This window comes from Enterobacter sp. RHBSTW-01064, assembly GCF_014103035.1.
Classification (GTDB): domain Bacteria; phylum Pseudomonadota; class Gammaproteobacteria; order Enterobacterales; family Enterobacteriaceae; genus Enterobacter; species Enterobacter mori.
Genome location: NZ_JABXOU010000009.1, coordinates 139293 through 157536, shown reverse-complemented (window position 1 = coordinate 157536; position 18244 = coordinate 139293). Strand labels below are relative to the sequence as shown.

Annotated in this window: 21 protein-coding genes, 2 tRNA genes and 1 other RNA gene; 14 read left to right on the top strand and 10 right to left on the bottom strand. The window is 52.8% G+C overall.

The genetic code is table 11. From position 1 onward, the window contains the following. Positions 1-49: 49 nt before the first annotated feature. Positions 50-1234, bottom strand: coding sequence for a nucleoside transporter C-terminal domain-containing protein (locus HV355_RS22115; RefSeq protein WP_174339335.1), 1185 nt, complete (start codon positions 1232-1234; stop codon positions 50-52). A gap of 251 nt (positions 1235-1485) precedes the next feature. Between HV355_RS22115 and efeU the strand changes: the two genes are divergently transcribed. From efeU to phoH, 4 genes are all read left to right on the top strand, one after another. Further along, the gene (gene efeU / locus HV355_RS22110) at positions 1486-2319 is read left to right on the top strand and encodes an iron uptake transporter permease EfeU (protein WP_089600228.1); all 834 of its coding nucleotides are present in this window, start codon (positions 1486-1488) and stop codon (positions 2317-2319) included. A 40-nt stretch (positions 2320-2359) separates the two neighbouring features. After that, positions 2360-3487 (top strand): iron uptake system protein EfeO, encoded by a 1128-nt coding sequence (efeO, locus tag HV355_RS22105; protein ID WP_126816763.1) that lies wholly within the window; start codon positions 2360-2362, stop codon positions 3485-3487. A gap of 5 nt (positions 3488-3492) precedes the next feature. Further along, positions 3493-4776 (top strand): iron uptake transporter deferrochelatase/peroxidase subunit, encoded by a 1284-nt coding sequence (efeB, locus tag HV355_RS22100; RefSeq protein WP_120158533.1) that lies wholly within the window; start codon positions 3493-3495, stop codon positions 4774-4776. A gap of 499 nt (positions 4777-5275) precedes the next feature. Next, complete coding sequence (gene phoH / locus HV355_RS22095; protein ID WP_008503509.1) at positions 5276-6064, top strand: phosphate starvation-inducible protein PhoH; 789 nt, start codon at positions 5276-5278, stop codon at positions 6062-6064. A 216-nt stretch (positions 6065-6280) separates the two neighbouring features. Here the strand turns inward: phoH and HV355_RS22090 are convergent. The 3 genes from HV355_RS22090 to HV355_RS22080 all read right to left on the bottom strand — a co-directional run bounded on the left by HV355_RS22090 (position 6281) and on the right by HV355_RS22080 (position 8070). Then, a tRNA-Ser gene (locus HV355_RS22090) sits at positions 6281-6368 on the bottom strand. A gap of 137 nt (positions 6369-6505) precedes the next feature. Beyond that, positions 6506-7183, bottom strand: a complete 678-nt coding sequence (locus HV355_RS22085; protein ID WP_025755865.1) for an isochorismatase family protein — start codon at positions 7181-7183, stop codon at positions 6506-6508. A gap of 20 nt (positions 7184-7203) precedes the next feature. Continuing rightward, positions 7204-8070 (bottom strand): pirin family protein, encoded by an 867-nt coding sequence (locus tag HV355_RS22080; RefSeq protein ID WP_182403451.1) that lies wholly within the window; start codon positions 8068-8070, stop codon positions 7204-7206. A 109-nt stretch (positions 8071-8179) separates the two neighbouring features. On the opposite strand from HV355_RS22080, the gene HV355_RS22075 reads away from it, so the two are divergent. Then, on the top strand, positions 8180-9085 hold the full coding sequence (locus tag HV355_RS22075) for a LysR family transcriptional regulator (protein ID WP_182403449.1): 906 nt from the start codon (positions 8180-8182) through the stop codon (positions 9083-9085). Positions 9086-9213: 128 nt separating this feature from the next. Here HV355_RS22075 and HV355_RS22070 read toward each other — a convergent pair. Both HV355_RS22070 and HV355_RS22065 read right to left on the bottom strand, forming a co-directional pair. Continuing rightward, positions 9214-9351, bottom strand: a non-coding RNA gene (locus HV355_RS22070) — RtT sRNA. 44 nt (positions 9352-9395) lie between these two features. Next, positions 9396-9483, bottom strand: a tRNA-Ser gene (locus HV355_RS22065). 232 nt (positions 9484-9715) lie between these two features. On the opposite strand from HV355_RS22065, the gene ghrA reads away from it, so the two are divergent. From ghrA to HV355_RS22045, 4 genes are all read left to right on the top strand, one after another. Beyond that, positions 9716-10654: a glyoxylate/hydroxypyruvate reductase GhrA gene (gene ghrA, locus HV355_RS22060; protein WP_182403447.1), complete on the top strand. Its 939-nt coding sequence runs from the start codon at positions 9716-9718 to the stop codon at positions 10652-10654. A gap of 84 nt (positions 10655-10738) precedes the next feature. Continuing rightward, positions 10739-11476, top strand: a complete 738-nt coding sequence (locus tag HV355_RS22055; RefSeq protein ID WP_108418059.1) for a phosphatase — start codon at positions 10739-10741, stop codon at positions 11474-11476. Positions 11477-11495: 19 nt separating this feature from the next. Next, positions 11496-12050, top strand: coding sequence for a molecular chaperone (locus HV355_RS22050; RefSeq protein WP_042719419.1), 555 nt, complete (start codon positions 11496-11498; stop codon positions 12048-12050). Between the two features lie 96 nt (positions 12051-12146). Then, positions 12147-12629, top strand: coding sequence for a DUF1097 domain-containing protein (locus HV355_RS22045; RefSeq protein ID WP_143350036.1), 483 nt, complete (start codon positions 12147-12149; stop codon positions 12627-12629). Positions 12630-12672: 43 nt separating this feature from the next. On the opposite strand, the gene csgG is transcribed toward HV355_RS22045, so the two are convergent. From csgG to csgD, 4 genes are read right to left on the bottom strand one after another with little or no spacing between them, the layout of a single operon-like run. Continuing rightward, positions 12673-13506, bottom strand: a complete 834-nt coding sequence (gene csgG, locus HV355_RS22040) for a curli production assembly/transport protein CsgG (RefSeq protein WP_010429561.1) — start codon at positions 13504-13506, stop codon at positions 12673-12675. Between the two features lie 26 nt (positions 13507-13532). Beyond that, positions 13533-13949 (bottom strand): curli production assembly/transport protein CsgF, encoded by a 417-nt coding sequence (csgF, locus tag HV355_RS22035; protein ID WP_010429564.1) that lies wholly within the window; start codon positions 13947-13949, stop codon positions 13533-13535. Between the two features lie 26 nt (positions 13950-13975). Beyond that, the gene (gene csgE / locus HV355_RS22030) at positions 13976-14365 is read right to left on the bottom strand and encodes a curli production assembly/transport protein CsgE (RefSeq protein WP_010429567.1); all 390 of its coding nucleotides are present in this window, start codon (positions 14363-14365) and stop codon (positions 13976-13978) included. Positions 14366-14369: 4 nt separating this feature from the next. Further along, a complete protein-coding gene (gene csgD / locus HV355_RS22025) occupies positions 14370-15020 on the bottom strand; it encodes a biofilm master transcriptional regulator CsgD (RefSeq protein WP_010429571.1) in 651 nt (216 codons plus the stop codon). 757 nt (positions 15021-15777) lie between these two features. On the opposite strand from csgD, the gene csgB reads away from it, so the two are divergent. The 5 genes from csgB (at position 15778) to ymdB (ending at position 18226) form a co-directional block, all read left to right on the top strand. Next, positions 15778-16233, top strand: coding sequence for a curli minor subunit CsgB (gene csgB, locus HV355_RS22020; RefSeq protein WP_089597832.1), 456 nt, complete (start codon positions 15778-15780; stop codon positions 16231-16233). A gap of 39 nt (positions 16234-16272) precedes the next feature. Then, the gene (csgA, locus tag HV355_RS22015; RefSeq protein WP_182403445.1) at positions 16273-16728 is read left to right on the top strand and encodes a curli major subunit CsgA; all 456 of its coding nucleotides are present in this window, start codon (positions 16273-16275) and stop codon (positions 16726-16728) included. A gap of 60 nt (positions 16729-16788) precedes the next feature. Next, complete coding sequence (csgC, locus tag HV355_RS22010) at positions 16789-17121, top strand: curli assembly chaperone CsgC (protein WP_010429579.1); 333 nt, start codon at positions 16789-16791, stop codon at positions 17119-17121. 164 nt (positions 17122-17285) lie between these two features. After that, on the top strand, positions 17286-17606 hold the full coding sequence (locus tag HV355_RS22005; protein ID WP_182403443.1) for a type 1 fimbrial protein: 321 nt from the start codon (positions 17286-17288) through the stop codon (positions 17604-17606). Positions 17607-17683: 77 nt separating this feature from the next. Then, positions 17684-18226 (top strand): O-acetyl-ADP-ribose deacetylase, encoded by a 543-nt coding sequence (gene ymdB, locus HV355_RS22000; protein ID WP_010429585.1) that lies wholly within the window; start codon positions 17684-17686, stop codon positions 18224-18226. Positions 18227-18244 lie beyond the last annotated feature (18 nt).

Below are 18244 nucleotides of genomic sequence, written 5' to 3'. Positions count from 1 at the left end.
TCGTAGTTGTTTTGTAGGCTGGGATCGCTGCGCGCCACCCGGCATTGCATCAGAGCACCAACCCCGCAAAGCTCGCCGACAGCAGGCTCACCAGCGTCGCGCCGTACACCAGACGCAGACCAAACCGCGATACCACGTTGCCCTGCTGCTCGTTCAGGCCCTTAATCGCCCCGGCGACGATACCGATTGAGGCAAAGTTAGCAAACGACACCAGGAAGACGGACAAAATACCCAGCCCGCGAGGGGACATCTGATGGGCGATTTTTTGCAGCTCGATCATCGCCACAAATTCATTCGCTACCAGCTTGGTTGCCATAATACTGCCCGCGTTTAAGGCATCGCTCAGCGGGATCCCCACCAGCCAGGCCAGGGGATAAAACACATAGCCCAGGATCTGCTGGAAGCTCATGCCAAATACGCTGGAGAAGAGGGCGTTAACGGCGCTAATAAGCGCGATAAAGCCAATCAGCATCGCCAGAATAATCATCGCCACCTTAAAACCGGCCAGAATATACTCGCCGAGCATTTCGAAGAAGCTCTGCGATTCATGCAGCTTTTCCAGCTTGATATCCGGCTCCGCTTCCGGGCGCGCCGGGTTGATGACGGAGAGAATAATAAAGGTGCTGAACATATTCAGAATAAGCGCCGCGACGACAAATTTGGCGTCGAGCATGGTCATATAGGCACCGACTATCGACAGGGAGACCGTCGACATGGCCGTGGCCGCCATGGTGAAGAGACGACGAGAGGAGAGATCCCCCAGCACGCCTTTGTAGGCAATGAAGTTTTCCGACTGACCGAGGATCAGCGAACTTACCGCGTTAAAGGATTCCAGCTTGCCCATACCGTTCAGTTTTGACAGCAGTGTACCGATGACGCGAATAAAAATTGGCAGGATCCGCCAGTGCTGAAGAATACCAATCAGTGCGGAAATAAAAATAATCGGACACAGCACGCCGAGGAAAATGAAGGCCAGCCCTTTTTCACCCATTCCGCCAAAGACGAAATTCGTCCCTTCGGCCGCAAATTTAAGCAGCGATTCAAAGAAACCGGAGACATATTTAATAATAAAAAGTCCACTTTCTGCATGCAGGAAAAAGAATGCCAGCGCGATTTCAATAACAATCAGCTGTACAACAAAACGAATGCGAATTTTTCGGCGGTCGAAACTCACCAGCCAGGCAAGCGCAAGAATAATCACCAGCGCCAGCAGGAAATGGATAATCTTAAACATGGTTTATTTTCAGTTAGTTTTCGAGGTGGATATTTAGCCACAGCGCTGATTAACCGTAAATGGGCATTTTCGTTATAACTTATAAACGCAATCGTAACGGATGGAATTATTATCCTGCGATGCGGTTACAACTCGTCATCAAAAGGCCACATATTTCGCTTGTTTTTCTTCTTGCCGTAATGATAATCACTATCACAAGAATTTACCTTTCTTTGCATCAGTTGACCGCGATAAACATTTAAGGTGTCGGCATGTTTGTTCCATTTCTCATTATGTTACGTGAAGGCCTTGAAGCGGCCCTGATTGTCAGCCTTATCGCCAGCTATCTGAAGCGAACCCAGCGCGGACGCTGGATTGGCGTCATGTGGGTTGGCGTCTTCCTTGCCGCGGCGCTCTGCCTGGGCCTGGGTATCCTCATCAATGAAACCACCGGCGAATTCCCGCAGAAAGAACAAGAGCTTTTCGAAGGGATCGTCGCCGTGATTGCGGTGGTGATCCTCACCTGGATGGTGTTCTGGATGCGTAAAGTCTCCCGCAACGTGAAGGTGCAGCTGGAGCAGGCGGTAGACAATGCCCTGCAGAAGGGGAACAACCACGGCTGGGCGCTGATCCTGATGGTCTTTTTTGCCGTTGCGCGTGAGGGGCTGGAATCGGTCTTCTTCCTGCTGGCGGCCTTTCAACAGGATGTCGGTATCTGGCCGCCGGTTGGCGCGATGCTCGGGCTGGCAACCGCGGTTGTGCTGGGCTTTCTGCTCTACTGGGGCGGCATTCGTCTCAATCTGGGCGCCTTCTTCAAGTGGACCAGCCTGTTTATTCTGCTGGTGGCGGCAGGGCTGGCGGCAGGGGCGATACGCGCCTTCCACGAGGCGGGCCTGTGGAACCACTTCCAGGACGTGGCGTTCGATCTCAGCAACATTCTCTCCACCCATTCACTGACCGGCACCCTGCTTGAAGGTATCTTCGGCTATCAGGAAACGCCGAGCGTCAGCGAAGTGGCGATGTACTTTATCTATCTGGTTCCGGCGCTGGTGCTGTTCGCCATGCCGCCGCGTACCGGCACCCAGGCGTCGCGCGTTGCGCCGTAATGTGTAATTTAGTTACAACATACTTTTAAAGGGAAGAGTCATGGCAATTCAGTTCCGTCGTAGTGCGTTATGCGCAGGCATTGCCGCGCTGTTCGCTTCTTCATTCTCTGCCTGGGGCGCTGATGTTCCTCAGGTCAAAGTGACCGTCAATGATAAACAGTGCGAGCCGATGACCATCACGGTCAACAGCGGCAAAACCCAGTTTATCATCCAGAACCACAGCCAGAAGGCGCTGGAGTGGGAGATCCTCAAAGGCGTAATGGTGGTGGAAGAGCGTGAAAACATCGCCCCTGGCTTCAGCCAGAAGATGACCGCCAACCTGCAGCCGGGTGAATACGACATGACCTGCGGCCTGCTGACCAATCCGAAAGGTAAGCTGATCGTCAAGGGCAACGCCACGAAGGATGCCGCGAAAGGCGAAGCGCTGCTGAGCCTGGGCGAGGCCATCACCGCCTATAAAGCCTACGTTACCAAAGAGACGGCGGACCTGGTTGCGGGCACCAAAGCCTTTACCGATGCGGTGAAAGCCGGGGATATCGAAAAAGCGAAATCCCTGTACGCGCCAACCCGTCAGCACTACGAGCGCATCGAGCCGATTGCCGAGCTGTTCTCTGACCTCGATGGTAGCATCGATGCCCGTGAGGACGATTACGAGCAGAAGGCCGCCGATCCGAAATTTACCGGCTTCCACCGACTGGAAAAAGCCCTGTTTGGCGACAACTCCACCAAAGGGATGGAGAAATACGCCGGGCAGCTGAACGGCGACGTGCTGGAGCTGCAAAAGCGCATCAGCGAGCTGGCCTTCCCACCGTCGAAAGTGGTTGGCGGCGCGGCCGGTCTGATTGAAGAAGTGGCTGCCAGCAAAATCAGCGGTGAAGAAGATCGCTACAGCCACACCGACCTGTGGGACTTCCAGGCCAACGTCGACGGCGCGCAGAAAATTGTCGATCTGCTGCGTCCTCAACTGCAAAAAGAGAACAGCGAACTGCTGGCCAAAGTGGATGCCAACTTCAAAAAAGTCGACACCATCCTGGCGAAGTACCGCACCAAAGACGGGTTCGAAACCTATGACAAACTGACCGACGCTGACCGTAACGCGCTGAAAGGCCCGATTACTACCCTGGCGGAAGATCTCTCCCTGCTGCGCGGCGTTCTGGGTCTGGACTAAGCACGATGAACAAGCATGACGAGCACGACGTGGCCGAACCTTCCCGACGTCGTTTGTTAAAAGGAGTAGGGGCGCTGGGCGGCGCGCTTGCCCTGGCAGGCGGCTGCCCGGTGGCGCATGCGGCTAAACCGCAGAGTGCCCCCGGCACGCTGTCGCCGGATGCGCGCATGGAGACGCAGCCGTTTTATGGCGAGCATCAGGCGGGCATTCTGACGCCGCAGCAGGCCTCCATGATGCTGGTGGCGTTTGATTCGCTGGCCAGCGATAAAGCCGATCTGGTGCGTCTGTTCCGCCTGCTGACAACGCGTATTGCGTTTCTCACCGCGGGCGGTCCGGCACCGGAAACGCCAAATCCGCGTTTGCCGCCGATGGACTCCGGTATTCTCGGGGCGTTTATCGCCCCGGATAACCTGACCATTACCGTGTCGGTGGGCGAGTCGTTGTTTGATGACCGCTACGGCCTGGCAAAACAGAAGCCGAAAGCGCTGCAAAAAATGACGCGCTTTCCAAATGATTCCCTCGACGCGGCGCTGTGCCACGGCGATCTGCTCCTGCAGATTTGCGCCAATACCCAGGACACGGTGATCCACGCCCTGCGCGATATCATCAAGCACACGCCGGATCTGCTGAGCGTGCGCTGGAAGCGGGAAGGGTTTATCTCTGACCACGCTGCCCGCAGTAAAGGCAAAGAGACGCCGGTGAACCTGCTGGGCTTTAAGGACGGCACGGCCAACCCCAACAGCAGCGATGCGGCGCTGATGAAAGACGTGGTGTGGGTGACAGCGGACCAGGGTGAACCGGCGTGGGCGGTGGGCGGCAGCTACCAGGCGGTGCGCATTATTCAGTTCCACGTGGAGTTCTGGGACCGCACGCCGCTGAAAGAGCAGCAGACCATATTCGGCCGCGACAAGCAGAGCGGGGCGCCGCTGGGCATGCAGCACGAGCACGATGTGCCGGACTACGCGAGCGATCCTGACGGGAATACCATCGCGCTCGACAGCCACATTCGCCTTGCGAACCCGCGCACCAAAGAGACGCAGTCGAGCCTGATGATGCGTCGTGGCTACAGCTATTCGTTAGGCGTGACCAACTCTGGTCAGCTTGATATGGGGCTGCTGTTTGTCTGCTATCAGCACGATCTGGAGAAAGGGTTCCTCACCGTACAGAAGCGGTTAAACGGCGAAGCGCTGGAAGAGTATATTAAGCCCATCGGCGGCGGTTATTTCTTTGCCCTGCCTGGCCCGCGCGACCAGAACGCGTACCTTGCTCAAGGGCTGATCGAAGCCTGATAATCGTCCCTGCGATAGTTCGCGGGGACATTATTTTTTCATATGACTATCTTGTTGTTATATTTCTGTAATATTTCTATATAAGACTGAATCCACTGCAGGTGCAGTCTTAAAAGTTGCATTTAGGTAAAATAAATGTTGCATTTATGATAACTCCTGATGTACTTAAGATAAGACAGCGGTAGTTCCCGGCAGTGATGCTGAATCACTATGGAGATCGCGAATGGTTGGGTCCTATACTGGACAAGGTAAACATAACAACCGCAGCACCCGGCGCGGAGGCTCAGACTCCGGCAGCGATTTCCTCACCACTAAATTCTCCCCTTCACCTCAAGAATCTGATTCCACCGACGTGCAGACTGGTGCGCGTAGCTATTCTGTATCGTCATCCGGTAAAGCAAGCAATGGCTTACAAGGAAGCCAACCCTCTGATGTTCGTGCGCATAATCGTGCCGAAGCTGGCGCGTGTGATGAATACCAACAACTCAAGGTGCTATCCATGGGAAGACAAAAAGCAGTGATCAAAGCTCGTCGCGAAGCAAAACGTGTGCTGAGACGGGATTCACGTAGCCATAAACAGCGTGAAGAAGAATCGGTCACCTCGCTTGTGCAGATGAGTGGCGTAGAAGCAATTGGCATGGCCCGAGACAGCCGTGATAATTCTCCAATTGTTGCGCGCAATGAGGCTCAGGCGCACTACCTGAATGCTATCGAGAGTAAACAGCTCATCTTTGCAACCGGTGAAGCCGGATGCGGGAAAACCTGGATTAGTGCAGCCAAAGCGGCAGAAGCGCTGATCCATAAGGACGTGGAGCGCATTATTGTTACCCGTCCGGTACTGCAAGCTGATGAAGATCTCGGCTTCTTGCCCGGAGATATTTCGGAGAAGTTTGCCCCGTACTTCAGGCCCGTTTATGACGTGCTGGTGAAGCGACTGGGTGCATCCTTTATGCAGTACTGCCTGCGACCAGAGATTGGCAAGGTGGAAATCGCGCCGTTCGCCTATATGCGCGGACGTACATTTGAAAATGCGGTCGTTATTCTTGACGAGGCTCAGAACGTGACCGCAGCGCAAATGAAAATGTTCTTAACGCGCCTCGGGGAGAACGTGACGGTTATCGTTAACGGCGATATTACCCAGTGTGATCTGCCGTCCGGCGTGAAATCCGGATTAAGCGACGCCATGTCACGTTTTGAGGAAGATGAGATGATTGGGGTGGTACGTTTCACCAAAGATGACTGCGTGCGCTCGGCGCTCTGTCAGCGCACGCTGCAAGCGTATTATTGAGTTCGCTGTTGTGTTCAAGGCCCGGGAAACCGGGCTTTGTTTTTTGTGCGGGCTTTTTGTCGGGTGGCGCTGCGCTTACCCGACCTACAATACCCGTAGGCCTGGTAAGCGCAGCGCCACCAGGCATAAAGAGCGCAGGGAGTCTCAAGGTTCGAATCCCCAGGTGCGATCCAAAAGAAAAAAGCCCGCATTTTCATGCGAGCTCTTCTTTAAATATGGCGGTGAGGGGGGGATTCGAACCCCCGATACGTTGCCGTATACACACTTTCCAGGCGTGCTCCTTCAGCCACTCGGACACCTCACCATATTGTTTTGCTGCCTGACCGCTTGGGGGGCAACGGGGCGCTACTATAGGGAGTTGCGCTAAAACGGTCAAGCAGATTTTCTGTATTCGTGTGCGTTCGGTTAAGCCTTAATCAGCTCTTGTCGCAGCACGGGTTATTAACGCTGTGAATCGAGCACTTCGCTGTTTTTCACCACTTCCTGTGCTTTGCCGTAGCTTTCGATCAACAGCTGGTAAGCTGGGAAGATATGGGTGTATACCTCAGCCCACTCAGCCGCGTCTTCACGATTCCATGTCCGCTGGATCTCAGAGGCCACCGCCGCCGTATCCATTGGCACCACGCCAGCCTGCACAACGCGTGCCAGGGTGATCTCCTGCGCCATCTTGCTATAGGTGCCGGAGGCATCAATCACCGCAAACACTTTATAGCCATCCGCAACCGCGCTGATTGACGGGAAGGCCATGCAGACGCTGGTGATAGTGCCCGCGATAATCAACGTTTTACGTCCGGTCGCTTTCACCGCGGCCACGAACTCCGGGTTGTCCCAGGCGTTGATTTCACCTTTACGGGCAACATACTGCGCATGCGGTGCGTTGGCGTGGATCTCCGGGATCAGCGGTCCGTTCGGCCCCTGTGGAACGGACGCCGTAGTGATAACCGGGATTTTCGCCAGGGTAGCGATTTTCGCTAACGCCGCCGCACGAGCACGCAGCTCCGGCATTGGCATATCACCAACGGTCTGGAACAGACCGCTCTGGTGATCGATAAGCAACATCACCGCATCGTTAACATCAATGACCGGACGTGCTCCATTAAAATTGGCAGGTGTAGACATGTTCTTCTCCTTTATTACGATTACGATCGGATCTGGCCGAAGCGGCCGGAGTTGAAATCACGAATAGCTTCCGCGATCTCGGTTTTAGTGTTCATCACAAACGGGCCATAGCCGACGATGGGTTCATTGAGCGGCGCGCCGGCCATCAGCAGCACTTTGGCATCGCTGCTTGCCTCAAGGTGCAGTTTGTCGCCTTCCTGACTCAGCACCACCAACTGGGCTTCTCCCGCCTGAGCAGTGCCATTCACCGTAACGTGACCTTCCAGCACCACCAGCGCCGTGCTCCAGCCCTCCGGCTGAGCGAGCGTAAGATGGCTTCCCTGATTAAGGGCAAGATCCCAGACGTTCAGCGGCGAAAAGGTGTGCGCAGGGCCGGTAATAGCGTCGTAGCGTCCGGCGATAACCCGCACCGTTCCGCTGTTGTCCGGTAACGCCACAACCGGGATGTCGCTTTTGGTGATGCTCTGGTAGCCCGGCGTCGCCATTTTGTCTTTGGCTGGCAGGTTGACCCAAAGCTGCATCATTTTCAGTTCGCCGCCTTTCTGCGAGAACGCGCTGGAGTGGAACTCCTCGTGCAGGATGCCTGCACCTGCCGTCATCCACTGCACGTCGCCGGGGCCAATGACGCCACCTTTACCCGTGGAGTCGCGATGCTCCACTTCACCGGAATAGACGATGGTGACCGTTTCAAAACCCCGGTGAGGGTGTTGGCCTACGCCGCGTTTCGCCCCATCTGCCGGAAAGGTGTACGGACCTGCGTAATCCAGCAGCAGGAACGGATTCAGCGGCTCGCCGTGGGTTTGATAAGAAAACATCGAACGAACCGGGAAACCATCGCCAACCCAGTGCTGGCGGGGAGCGGTATAAACGCCTGTTACGTTTTTCATGATTAACTCCTGATGTTCTGTTGATGTAATTAGCTTATATTCAGAGTTAATATCCCGGTAGATAGTGAAAATGGCATTCACTGTTCCGAAAATAGAACGATGGGGTTTTATGCAGGATCTCAATGACTTTGTCTGGTTTGTGAAGGTGGTCGACCATGGTGGGTTTGCGGCGGCGGGAAGGGCGCTAGACCAACCCAAGTCCAAACTGAGCCGCAGGATTGCGCAGCTGGAAGAGCGGCTTGGCGTGCGGTTGATACAGCGCACTACGCGGCAGTTTACGGTGACGGAAGTGGGGCAGACCTTCTATCAGCACTGTAAGGCAATGCTGATAGAAGCAGAAGCGGCAGAGGAGGCCGTTGCTGCGCTGCAGGCTGAGCCGCGCGGCGTCGTCAGGATCACCTGTCCCGTCACGTTACTGCACGTCCACGTAGGACCGATGCTGGCACGGTTTATGGCGCGCTACCCGGGGATTAATCTCCAGCTTGAGGCCACCAATCGGCGGGTCGATCTTGTGGGCGAAGGCATTGATGTGGCGATCCGCGTACGTCCGCGTCCGTTTGATGACAGCGATCTGGTCTTAAGGGTGCTGGCTGACAGGGGGCATTGCCTGGTGGCGAGTCAGCAGTTGATTGAACGTATGGGTAAACCTCGAATGCCTTCTGAGCTCAGTGAATGGCCTGGTTTAAGTATGGGGGCCGGTAAACAGGTGCATAAATGGGAACTCAGTGGTCCAGAGGGGGCGAAAGCGGAGATCCACTACGCACCGCGCTTTATTACCACCGACATGCTGGCACTGCGGGAAGCGGCGATGGCGGGCGTGGGCGTTGTGCAGTTGCCGATATTGATGGTGAAGGATCAGCTTGCGTCAGGAGAACTGGTACGGGTGCTGGACGCGTGGGAACCCCGACGGGAAGTGATTCACGCGGTTTACCCTTCGCGGCGCGGCATGCTGCCGTCAGTCAGGACGCTGGTAGTTTTTCTGACCGAAGAGTATGCGCGGATGGTGGAAGAGTAGTTTTTTGTAGGTCGGGTAAGCGCAGCGCCACCCGACATAAAGAGCGCAGGGAGTCTCAAGGTTCGAATCCCCAGGTGCGATCCAAAAGAAAAAAGCCCGTACTTTCGTACGAGCTCTCATCTTAAATATGGCGGTGAGGGGGGGATTGACTCGCTTCGCTCGCCCTGCGGGCAGCCTGTTCGCTGCGCTCTCAGTCTGTCCAACTGGCTGTCGCCAGTTGTCGAACCCCGGTCGGGGATTCTCATCCCCCCTTTTCGGAGAATATAAAAGAAAAAAGCCCGTACTTTCGTACGAGCTCTCATCTTAAATATGGCGGTGAGGGGGGGATTCGAACCCCCGATACGTTGCCGTATACACACTTTCCAGGCGTGCTCCTTCAGCCACTCGGACACCTCACCATATTGTCATCCCGTTGTTGCCGGGACGGGCGCTAATGTAAGGAAAAGCCGAACTGGCGTCAACTCACTTTTTCAGTAATTTAGCGTATTTAGACAAACTTCAAGCAACCTGATTCCTAAATGTGCACAAAGCGCCTCTTTTATCAGCAACGCGGTTTCCTGATAAATTTGTTATGCTGGCAATCCACTTGAAAATGAAAACAAAACAGCGCACTAAAAGGCAGGAATGACCATGGATATTCTCTTCTATCACCCTACATTTGATACCGCTTACTGGATTGACGCACTTTCGGCGGCGCTGCCCGGCGCACGCGTACGCGAGTGGAGGCGTGGCGATAATGAACATGCCGACTATGCGCTGGTCTGGCACCCGCCGGTTGAGATGCTGCAGGGCCGCAAGCTGAAGGCGGTTTTCGCCCTGGGTGCGGGGGTTGATTCGATCCTCAGTAAACTGAAAGCGCATCCAGAAATGCTGCCTGACAATATTCCGCTGTTCCGTCTTGAAGATACGGGAATGGGCCAGCAGATGCAGGAGTATGCCGTGAGCCAGGTGCTGCACTGGTTCCGCCGCTTTGACGATTATCAGGCCTTTAAACAGCAATCCCACTGGGAGCCGCTGCCGGATTATCAGCGCGACGAGTTTACTATTGGCATTCTCGGTGCGGGCGTGCTGGGCTCAAAAGTGGCAGAAGCGCTTGCACCGTGGGGATTCCCGCTGCGCTGCTGGAGCCGCAGCCGCAAGGACTACCCCGGCGTCGAGAGTTTTGCCGGAACCGATGAACTCCCGGCATTCCTGAAAGGCACCCGCGTGCTGATTAACCTGCTGCCAAACACGGCAGAAACGGTGGGCATCATTAACAGTACGCTCCTGAATCAGCTGGCCGACGGGAGCTATTTAATGAATCTCGCGCGCGGCGTGCATCTGGTAGAGGGTGATTTGCTGAAGGCCCTCGACAGCGGAAAGCTAAAAGGCGCGATGCTGGATGTGTATAGCCGTGAGCCACTGCCAGCGGAAAGCCCGCTGTGGGCGCACCCGCGCGTCGCGATGACGCCACACGTGGCTGCCGTGACGCGTCCGGCAGAAGCGGTGGCGTATATATCCCATACCATCAGCGAAATGGAAAAGGGTAACGCGGTCACCGGACAGGTCGACAGACAGCGCGGCTACTAACGGAAACCCGGCGTTCGCCGGGTTTTTGCTAATATTCGCCGCTGATAACTGCTATCCTTTGGAAAAACCGCAGAGGAGAGAAAGATGTATCCCGTAGACCTGCATATGCACACCGTCGCCAGCACCCACGCGTATAGTAACCTCCATGATTATATCGCCCAGGCAAAGCTCAAGGGCATCAAGCTTTTTGCGATTACCGATCATGGCCCGGATATGGCGGATGCACCGCACTACTGGCATTTTGTGAATATGCGGATTTGGCCACGTCTGGTGGACGGTATCGGGATACTGCGCGGCATTGAGGCGAATATCAAAAATATCGACGGTGAGATCGACTGCACCGGCCCGATGCTGACCTCTCTTGACCTTATCCTTGCCGGTTTCCATGAGCCGGTCTTTGCGCCTCAGGATAAAGACACCAACACCGAGGCGATGATTGCTACCATTGCCAGCGGCAATGTGCACATTATCAGCCACCCCGGTAACCCGAAGTATCCGATTGATATTCAGGCTGTCGCGCAGGCGGCAGCGAAACACCGCGTGGCGCTGGAGATTAATAACTCCTCCTTTGTTCACTCGCGTAAGGGCAGTGAAGCCAACTGTCGCGAAGTGGCTGCCGCCGTGCGTGATGCGGGGGGAATGGTGGCGCTGGGGTCCGATTCTCATACCGCGTTTACGCTGGGTGATTTCAGTGAGTGTATGAAAGTATTAAATGACGTTGATTTCCCGGAAGCGCAAATCCTGAACGTGACGCCACGCCGCATGCTCGATTTCCTCGAGTCGCGCGGAATGGAGCCGATTGCCGAATTTGCCGATCTTTAATTGTGTAATGGAATAAAAAATGAACGAGTTCTCCATCCTTTGCCGCGTGCTGGGTACGCTCTATTATCGCCAGCCGCAAGACCCGCTGTTGGTTCCGCTTTTCACGCTGATCCGTGAAGGCAAGCTGGCGCAGAACTGGCCGCTGGAACAGGATGATTTGCTGGAACGTCTGCAAAAAAGCTGCGACATGCAGCAGATTTCAACGGATTACAATGCGCTGTTCGTCGGTGACGAGTGCCGTGTTTCGCCGTACCGTTCTGCCTGGCAGGAAGGGGCGACGGAAGCAGAAGTGCGTGCGTTTCTCTCCGAGCGCGGAATGCCGCTGAGCGATACGCCAGCCGATCATATCGGTACGCTGCTGCTTGCGGCCTCCTGGCTCGAAGACAACGCCGGTGATGACGAAAATGAAGCCATCGAAACCCTGTTTGAAACCTATCTGTTGCCGTGGGTTGGGACATTCCTGGGTAAAGTTGAAGCCCATGCCACCTCGCCATTCTGGAGAACCCTGGCACCGCTGACGCGTGATGCGATTGCTGCGATGTGGGATGAGCTCGAAGAAGAGAATGAAGAGTGATTTAGATCACAAAAATTCTGCAACGATACATTTCAACTTGCATATAGTGTGCTTCTGATCGCATTTCTATGGCGCGCTTCTGCTAAGATGCGCGCCATGAACATATTACTTTGTATTGCACTGACAACAGGCATTCTCTCCGGTATCTGGGGATGGGTGGCCGTGTCTCTCGGATTGCTCAGCTGGGCCGGGTTCCTCGGCTGCACCGCCTATTTCGCCTGCCCGCAGGGTGGCGTCAAAGGGCTATTCATCTCCGGATGTACCCTGATGAGCGGTGTGATTTGGGCGCTGGTGATCATGAAGGGCAGCGCGCTGGCGCCTCACCTGGAGATCCTGGGCTATGTCATGACGGGCGTGGTCGCATTTTTAATGTGCGTTCAGGCAAAGCATTTGCTGTTGTCGTTCGTACCGGGCACGTTCATGGGGGCCTGCGCGACCTTTGCAGGGCAGGGGGACTGGAAGCTGGTCGTTCCCTCGCTGGCGCTGGGACTTCTCTTCGGCTATGCCATGAAAAACAGCGGCCTGTGGCTGGCAGCGCGGCGAGAAAAAGCGCAAAACATCACTGCGGTGAGTGAATAAAAAAAGGCGAGACAGGGATCTCGCCTTTTTTATGCGCTTTCGATCAGGATTCCGGCGGCACCGACATATCGCGGTATTTTACCAGTACCGGGTTTTGCGCTTCTGATTTGTTCTGCAGATCCCACAGCCCGCGATCGATACCATCGTTAATCAGGAAGATAACCCCGGTTTCGATAGCCGACATCAGACACAGCATCACCGGTTCATTAGAGGTATACCCAATTTCACCCTCCAGCAAACGCTGGTAGTCGATAAAGCGGAATACCCCGGCCTGAACTTCATACGAGAGAATGGTTTTGCTGGTGTTCACGGAGGATAAGATCTCACCCGTGCTCACGTTAACCACGCGCAGGTTGACGGCAATCTGGTCGAGTTGATACTGGGTGTCAGCACCGATACCGAAGTAACGCGCACCTGCTCCCCCCGATTTCACGTTACTTTCGTAACCGATAATCGAGCCTTCCACCATGATATTGGCCGCGGTAAGCGACTGAAGTGGCATTCGATTATTCACGCCAACAGTTCCGTTTTCCTGTGCGGCGCGGATGATTTTTCGTTCATTCAGCAGGTTTTGCAATCCCTGGCGTTCCAGAGGAATAAACCAGCGTGAATCCTTCAGGGCAGTGACCAGCATGGCGGTTGCACTCTGCGGCACGGCCGTAGAGAAGTTACTTGCCGGATACGGTTTAAACTGTCCTGTTTCATCCTGAATGTTATATACCGAGACAAATATCTTACCGGTTGGTGTCGGCAGATGGGTTAAATCGCGGTAGCTTTGTGCCCGAGGCATTAATGTTGGCTTAGCGGCTTCTTTGGGTGGAGCAGTTAAACAACCGCTCAATAAGCACACTGCAACAATGATCAAAAAGCGCTGCATGATAATTGTCCTTATTTTGGGGTTGTTTAAAAATCAGTCGAACTGGTTTGCAAACCCGACACCTGGATTGTCGATGTTTTTCCGGTTTTGCGATCCGTTACGTTCAACTGAAGCTGCCCATCTTTGTTGGCGATATCGACGATAAAGTCGTTAGTCACCATGCGGCCGGGTTTACCGGTATTAATATTGGTTAATAAGCCACCTAATATTTGCGACTGGATGGCCTGGGTGAAGTTATCCAGCGCTGACGGGGTTTCGATACCGAAATCGTCGTCAAAGCTTGGGTCTTTGTAAGAGTTTTGAGCCTGGGCTTCGTTAAGCATGAATGCCCCGTTGTTCGGGTTGCCGCCAAAATTAGGGTTGCGGAACTGGAAGGTCATATTCCCGGCCCAGCTTAGCGGTGCAATGAGCATTAACGAAATCACTGTGTGTGCGAGACGCATTACAGCCTCCGAAATAAGTATCGTTGCTAGAACTCATCTTTTGCTAAATCGCCTGTACTCAGCAGGGCTTTATCTAACTGCAGACGATTAATAGCTTCTTCTGTTTGTGCCAGGGCAAAAGCGACGTTCTGATCGAAGTCTCTTTTGGTGGGGAACAGGAAGGTCTGGTAAATAACATCCTGATTGGCTGTTATTGTGATCCAGCTTCCCCACCGTGCACTGGGCCGTTCGTTGATTGTTAAGTTACCGGGGTAGTCACTTTCCCATTTATCGCTGAAGGCGCGGTAGAAATCGTGCCCGATAGATGTGACGGTGTGGTCGGTTAACAATCCGGGGACCTCAACTTCCACTGCCTGCAGATTCCCGGCCGCAAGCAGGAAACCTGCTGCAGCAATCCAACTCAACGTGCGTTTCATGCTATTAACGCCTGAGGTTATCGTTTGCCCATGAAACGGCCTGAGTCCGGTTTTTAACAGCTATCTTCTTGAAAAGATTATAAAGGTGCGTCTTGACCGTATTTTCGCTGATAAATAACGAACGGGCGATTTCAATGTTTGAAGCACCAATGCGCAACTTGTTCAGGATCTCTTTCTCACGATGCGTCAGCAGTGCAGACTCTGTACTGTTGTAGCGATAATTTCCGGAGTGTGTAATGAGGTAGCTGGCAAGCTTTTGCGAGAAATAGCATTCTCCTCGCAATATGCCCTGCAAGCCTTCCACGACACGATTCTCTTCTTCAGTGACGTAGAACACGCCATTGATATGCGGCCAGCTTTCTATGTCTCTAAAAGGATACTCATCAGGGGTATTCAATAATAACACGCGGATATTATTGTTTTTCCTGCTTAAGTTATCTTGCCAGTAATGGATCAGCTTTTTATCTGCTTCCATCATATCGAGAAGAATGATACTGCCAGGTGCAATGTCATCAAAAGAACGTTGAATATTATGCAATTTCCCGTTCAATGAAAGAGATTGCTTTAAATGCTGTAATAATGCTGTCGCTTGTAAAGAAGGTTTGGTGATCAACAATAATGTATGACCATGTAAACTATGGACTTCATTAAACATGATGAAACCCCACTTTATTTATGACACCTGGCAGCTATCCCTTGTTAATAGATAAGGAATACCAGAAGCACTGACAGATGTGGCACTGCTGTGTGTAGAATCAAACCATTCCTCCAGAGGAGGACGGAAATAAAAATAAAATGACTTACTACTGTTTTCAATCTAGCTATTACAAACGTTAAAGCAAGTGTTAATCATGTAACTAAATGTAAAATTCAATATTAAATTGTGTATTTGGGGTAATAAATTAGTTTTTGTTTAAGAGAAAAGTTGTACATGAGAATAACACTGCACACATTTTAAAAATCATACAAATAATTATAACTGCATGAAAAAAATGTGGATTTATAATTCTTACCCCACCGGTGAAAGGTATGAGATGCATAAGAAAACTAAGCCTTCCCTCATCAGGCGATTCCTTCTTAAGAAAACTCGCCCTGTGTGACAAGGTTTTCAAATTGTCTCGCGTGGGTGTGGTGAAGCCAGGCTGCGTAAGGCTGGACAAGGAACCTGCCATTGTACAGGATCTGAGAGAGACGATTTTTTTCTCGCGCTAAACCTAACGTCTGTCAGCGTATTTTTACCGGAATTAATACTTTGAGGTGAAGTCATTAATTAAAATAAGCCGCGCGGGTGAGATATTTAAATTGTTTCGGCGGACATACTCTTTTTCGTAACGCGACGTTAACAAAAAAACGATTCGCGTTTATGCATGAAGAAACGTTATTTTGTGTATAGCCAGGTCCAGGGTGACAACATGAAAAACAGAACGTTATTTATGATGTTTACATTACTGGGTGTGCCTGGATTTGTAACCGCAGGCGGTTCGGACTTAGCCGGTTCTGAATATAACTTTGCGGTTAATGAATTAAGTAAGTCCTCCTATAATCAGGCAGCCATTATTGGTCAACAAGGTTCAGGTAATTCTACTGATATTCGTCAGGACGGTTCCAAATTAATGTCCGTTGTCTCTCAGGAGGGTGGAGGCAACCGAGCGAAGGTTGATCAATCAGGAACTTATAACCTTGCTTATATCGATCAAGATGGAAATGGTAATGATGCGAGTATTAAGCAGGACGCTTTTGGTAATACCGCAATGATTATCCAAAAAGGGTCGGCTAACAGAGCGAGTATTACGCAGTATGGTACGCAGAAAACAGCAGTTGTAGTGCAGAGACAGTCACAAATGGCCATCCGCGTTATTCAACGTTAGGGCGTTGTGGCGACTTAATCAATCCGATGGGGGTTTACCATGAAACTTTTTAAAGTGGCAGCAATTGCAGCAATCATCGTTTCTGGCAGTGCTTTCGCAGGTGCGGTACCTCAATTTGGCGGCCACGGTCATGGCCACGGCGGTGGTGGTAATAGCGGCCCTGACTCAACCCTGAGCATTTACCAGTTTGGTGGCGGCAACTCTGCTCTTGCCTTGCAAACGGATGCAAGAGATTCAGAACTGACAATTACCCAGCATGGCGGCGGTAACGGTGCTGATGTTGGACAAGGATCTGATGACAGCACCATCGATCTGCTGCAGAAAGGCTTTGGTAACAGCGCAACCATTGACCAGTGGAACAGCAAAAACTCCGTCATCGATGTTAAACAGTACGGCGGCGGCAACGGTGCGGCAGTGGACCAGACAGCATCTGGATCAACTGTTAACGTGCATCAGGTCGGCTTTGGCAACAATGCGACCGCACACCAATACTGATTTCAAATCTGTGCTACAAAAAAACAGGGCATTTGCCCTGTTTTTTTTCGGGAGTTCATCATGAATACGTTAATTCTCCTTGCCGCGCTTTCCAGCCAAATAACCTTTAAAACATCGCAGCAGGGAAATATGACCACCATTATTCCGCAGGTCACCCTGACACACGCGTGCGATTGTCAGGTTCAAATTTTGTCCGTTCGCCAGGGGGAGGGAGGACAAAGTACCTCACGCCAGCAAAATACCTTTTCTATACCCGCTAATCAGACGATTGATTTGATGAGACTGAGTTTAAATATTGGCACAGGGGATACGGTCAACATTACGGTCACCGTCTCTGACGGAAAATCGCTGCATTTATCACAACAATGGTCGCCTGCAGAACGCTCGCTTTAATCATTCACAAAATCAATGATTTGGGAATGTGGCGGGAGTTGAAAGGTGTAACTATGATGTTATCAGGAGCTGAACACGTTTCGCTGTTCAATGACCTGCTACCGCGTTGTCATACTGGAGCGCTTTTACCCCTCAAGGATGATTTATTTTGAGGAGTACAACTTGTGACCAAATCTACCGCTCTGCTCATCTCAGGTTTTAGCCTGATCGTCTCGGCTTATATGACACCCGCATTTTCAGCAACGATTGCTGAAGGCGGTGTTATCCATTTCCGTGGTGCCATTGTTGCCGATCCCTGTGAGATTACCCCTCAACATCGTCAGTTTGCGATGTCCTGCCCGGAAAATAACCGTATCCAGACCCGGATGGTCAGCTATGAGGATGCACTGAATGGGCGTTCCGCCTATCCAGGACTGGCAACCGTGAGTATGCAGTACCTCAATCCTGAAAAAACGCTGGCCGTAGTTAAGGTGGAATATCGCTAGCCGTTTTAAACGATAGTTTTTTCTGACCCTCCCCTCTGCGATACACTTAAGAAAAAGGCGGGTAGCAGGGGGAATGTATGAGACCGCAAATCGAGATTATTCACGGCGATATCACAACGTTACATGTTGATGTGATCGTCAATGCAGCGAATTCATCGTTGCTGGGGGGAGGCGGCGTGGATGGCGCTATTCATCGCGCTGCCGGGCCGCAATTGCTCGAAGCTTGCAAGGCCGTGCGTCAACAACAGGGGGAATGCCCGCCGGGGCATGCCGTGATTACGCTGGCAGGGGATCTGCCCGCCAAAGCCGTTATTCACGCCGTGGGACCGGTGTGGCAGGGGGGCGAGCACCACGAGGCACGGATCCTTGAGGATGCTTACCGTAACTGCCTGCGCCTCGCTGCGGACAATGGCTATAAAACCCTGGCGTTTCCTGCCATCAGCACCGGTGTTTATGGTTATCCCAAAGCGGCTGCCGCGACCATTGCGGTGAATACCGTGTACCACTACCTTTCCCTGAAGCCCATGCCGGAAAAGGTCATCTTTGTCTGTTTCGACGAAGAAACGACACATCTCTACCAGAGACTTTTGACCCAGCGTGGAGAAGAACTGGACGGCTGATACAAAAGCGGCGCCTTA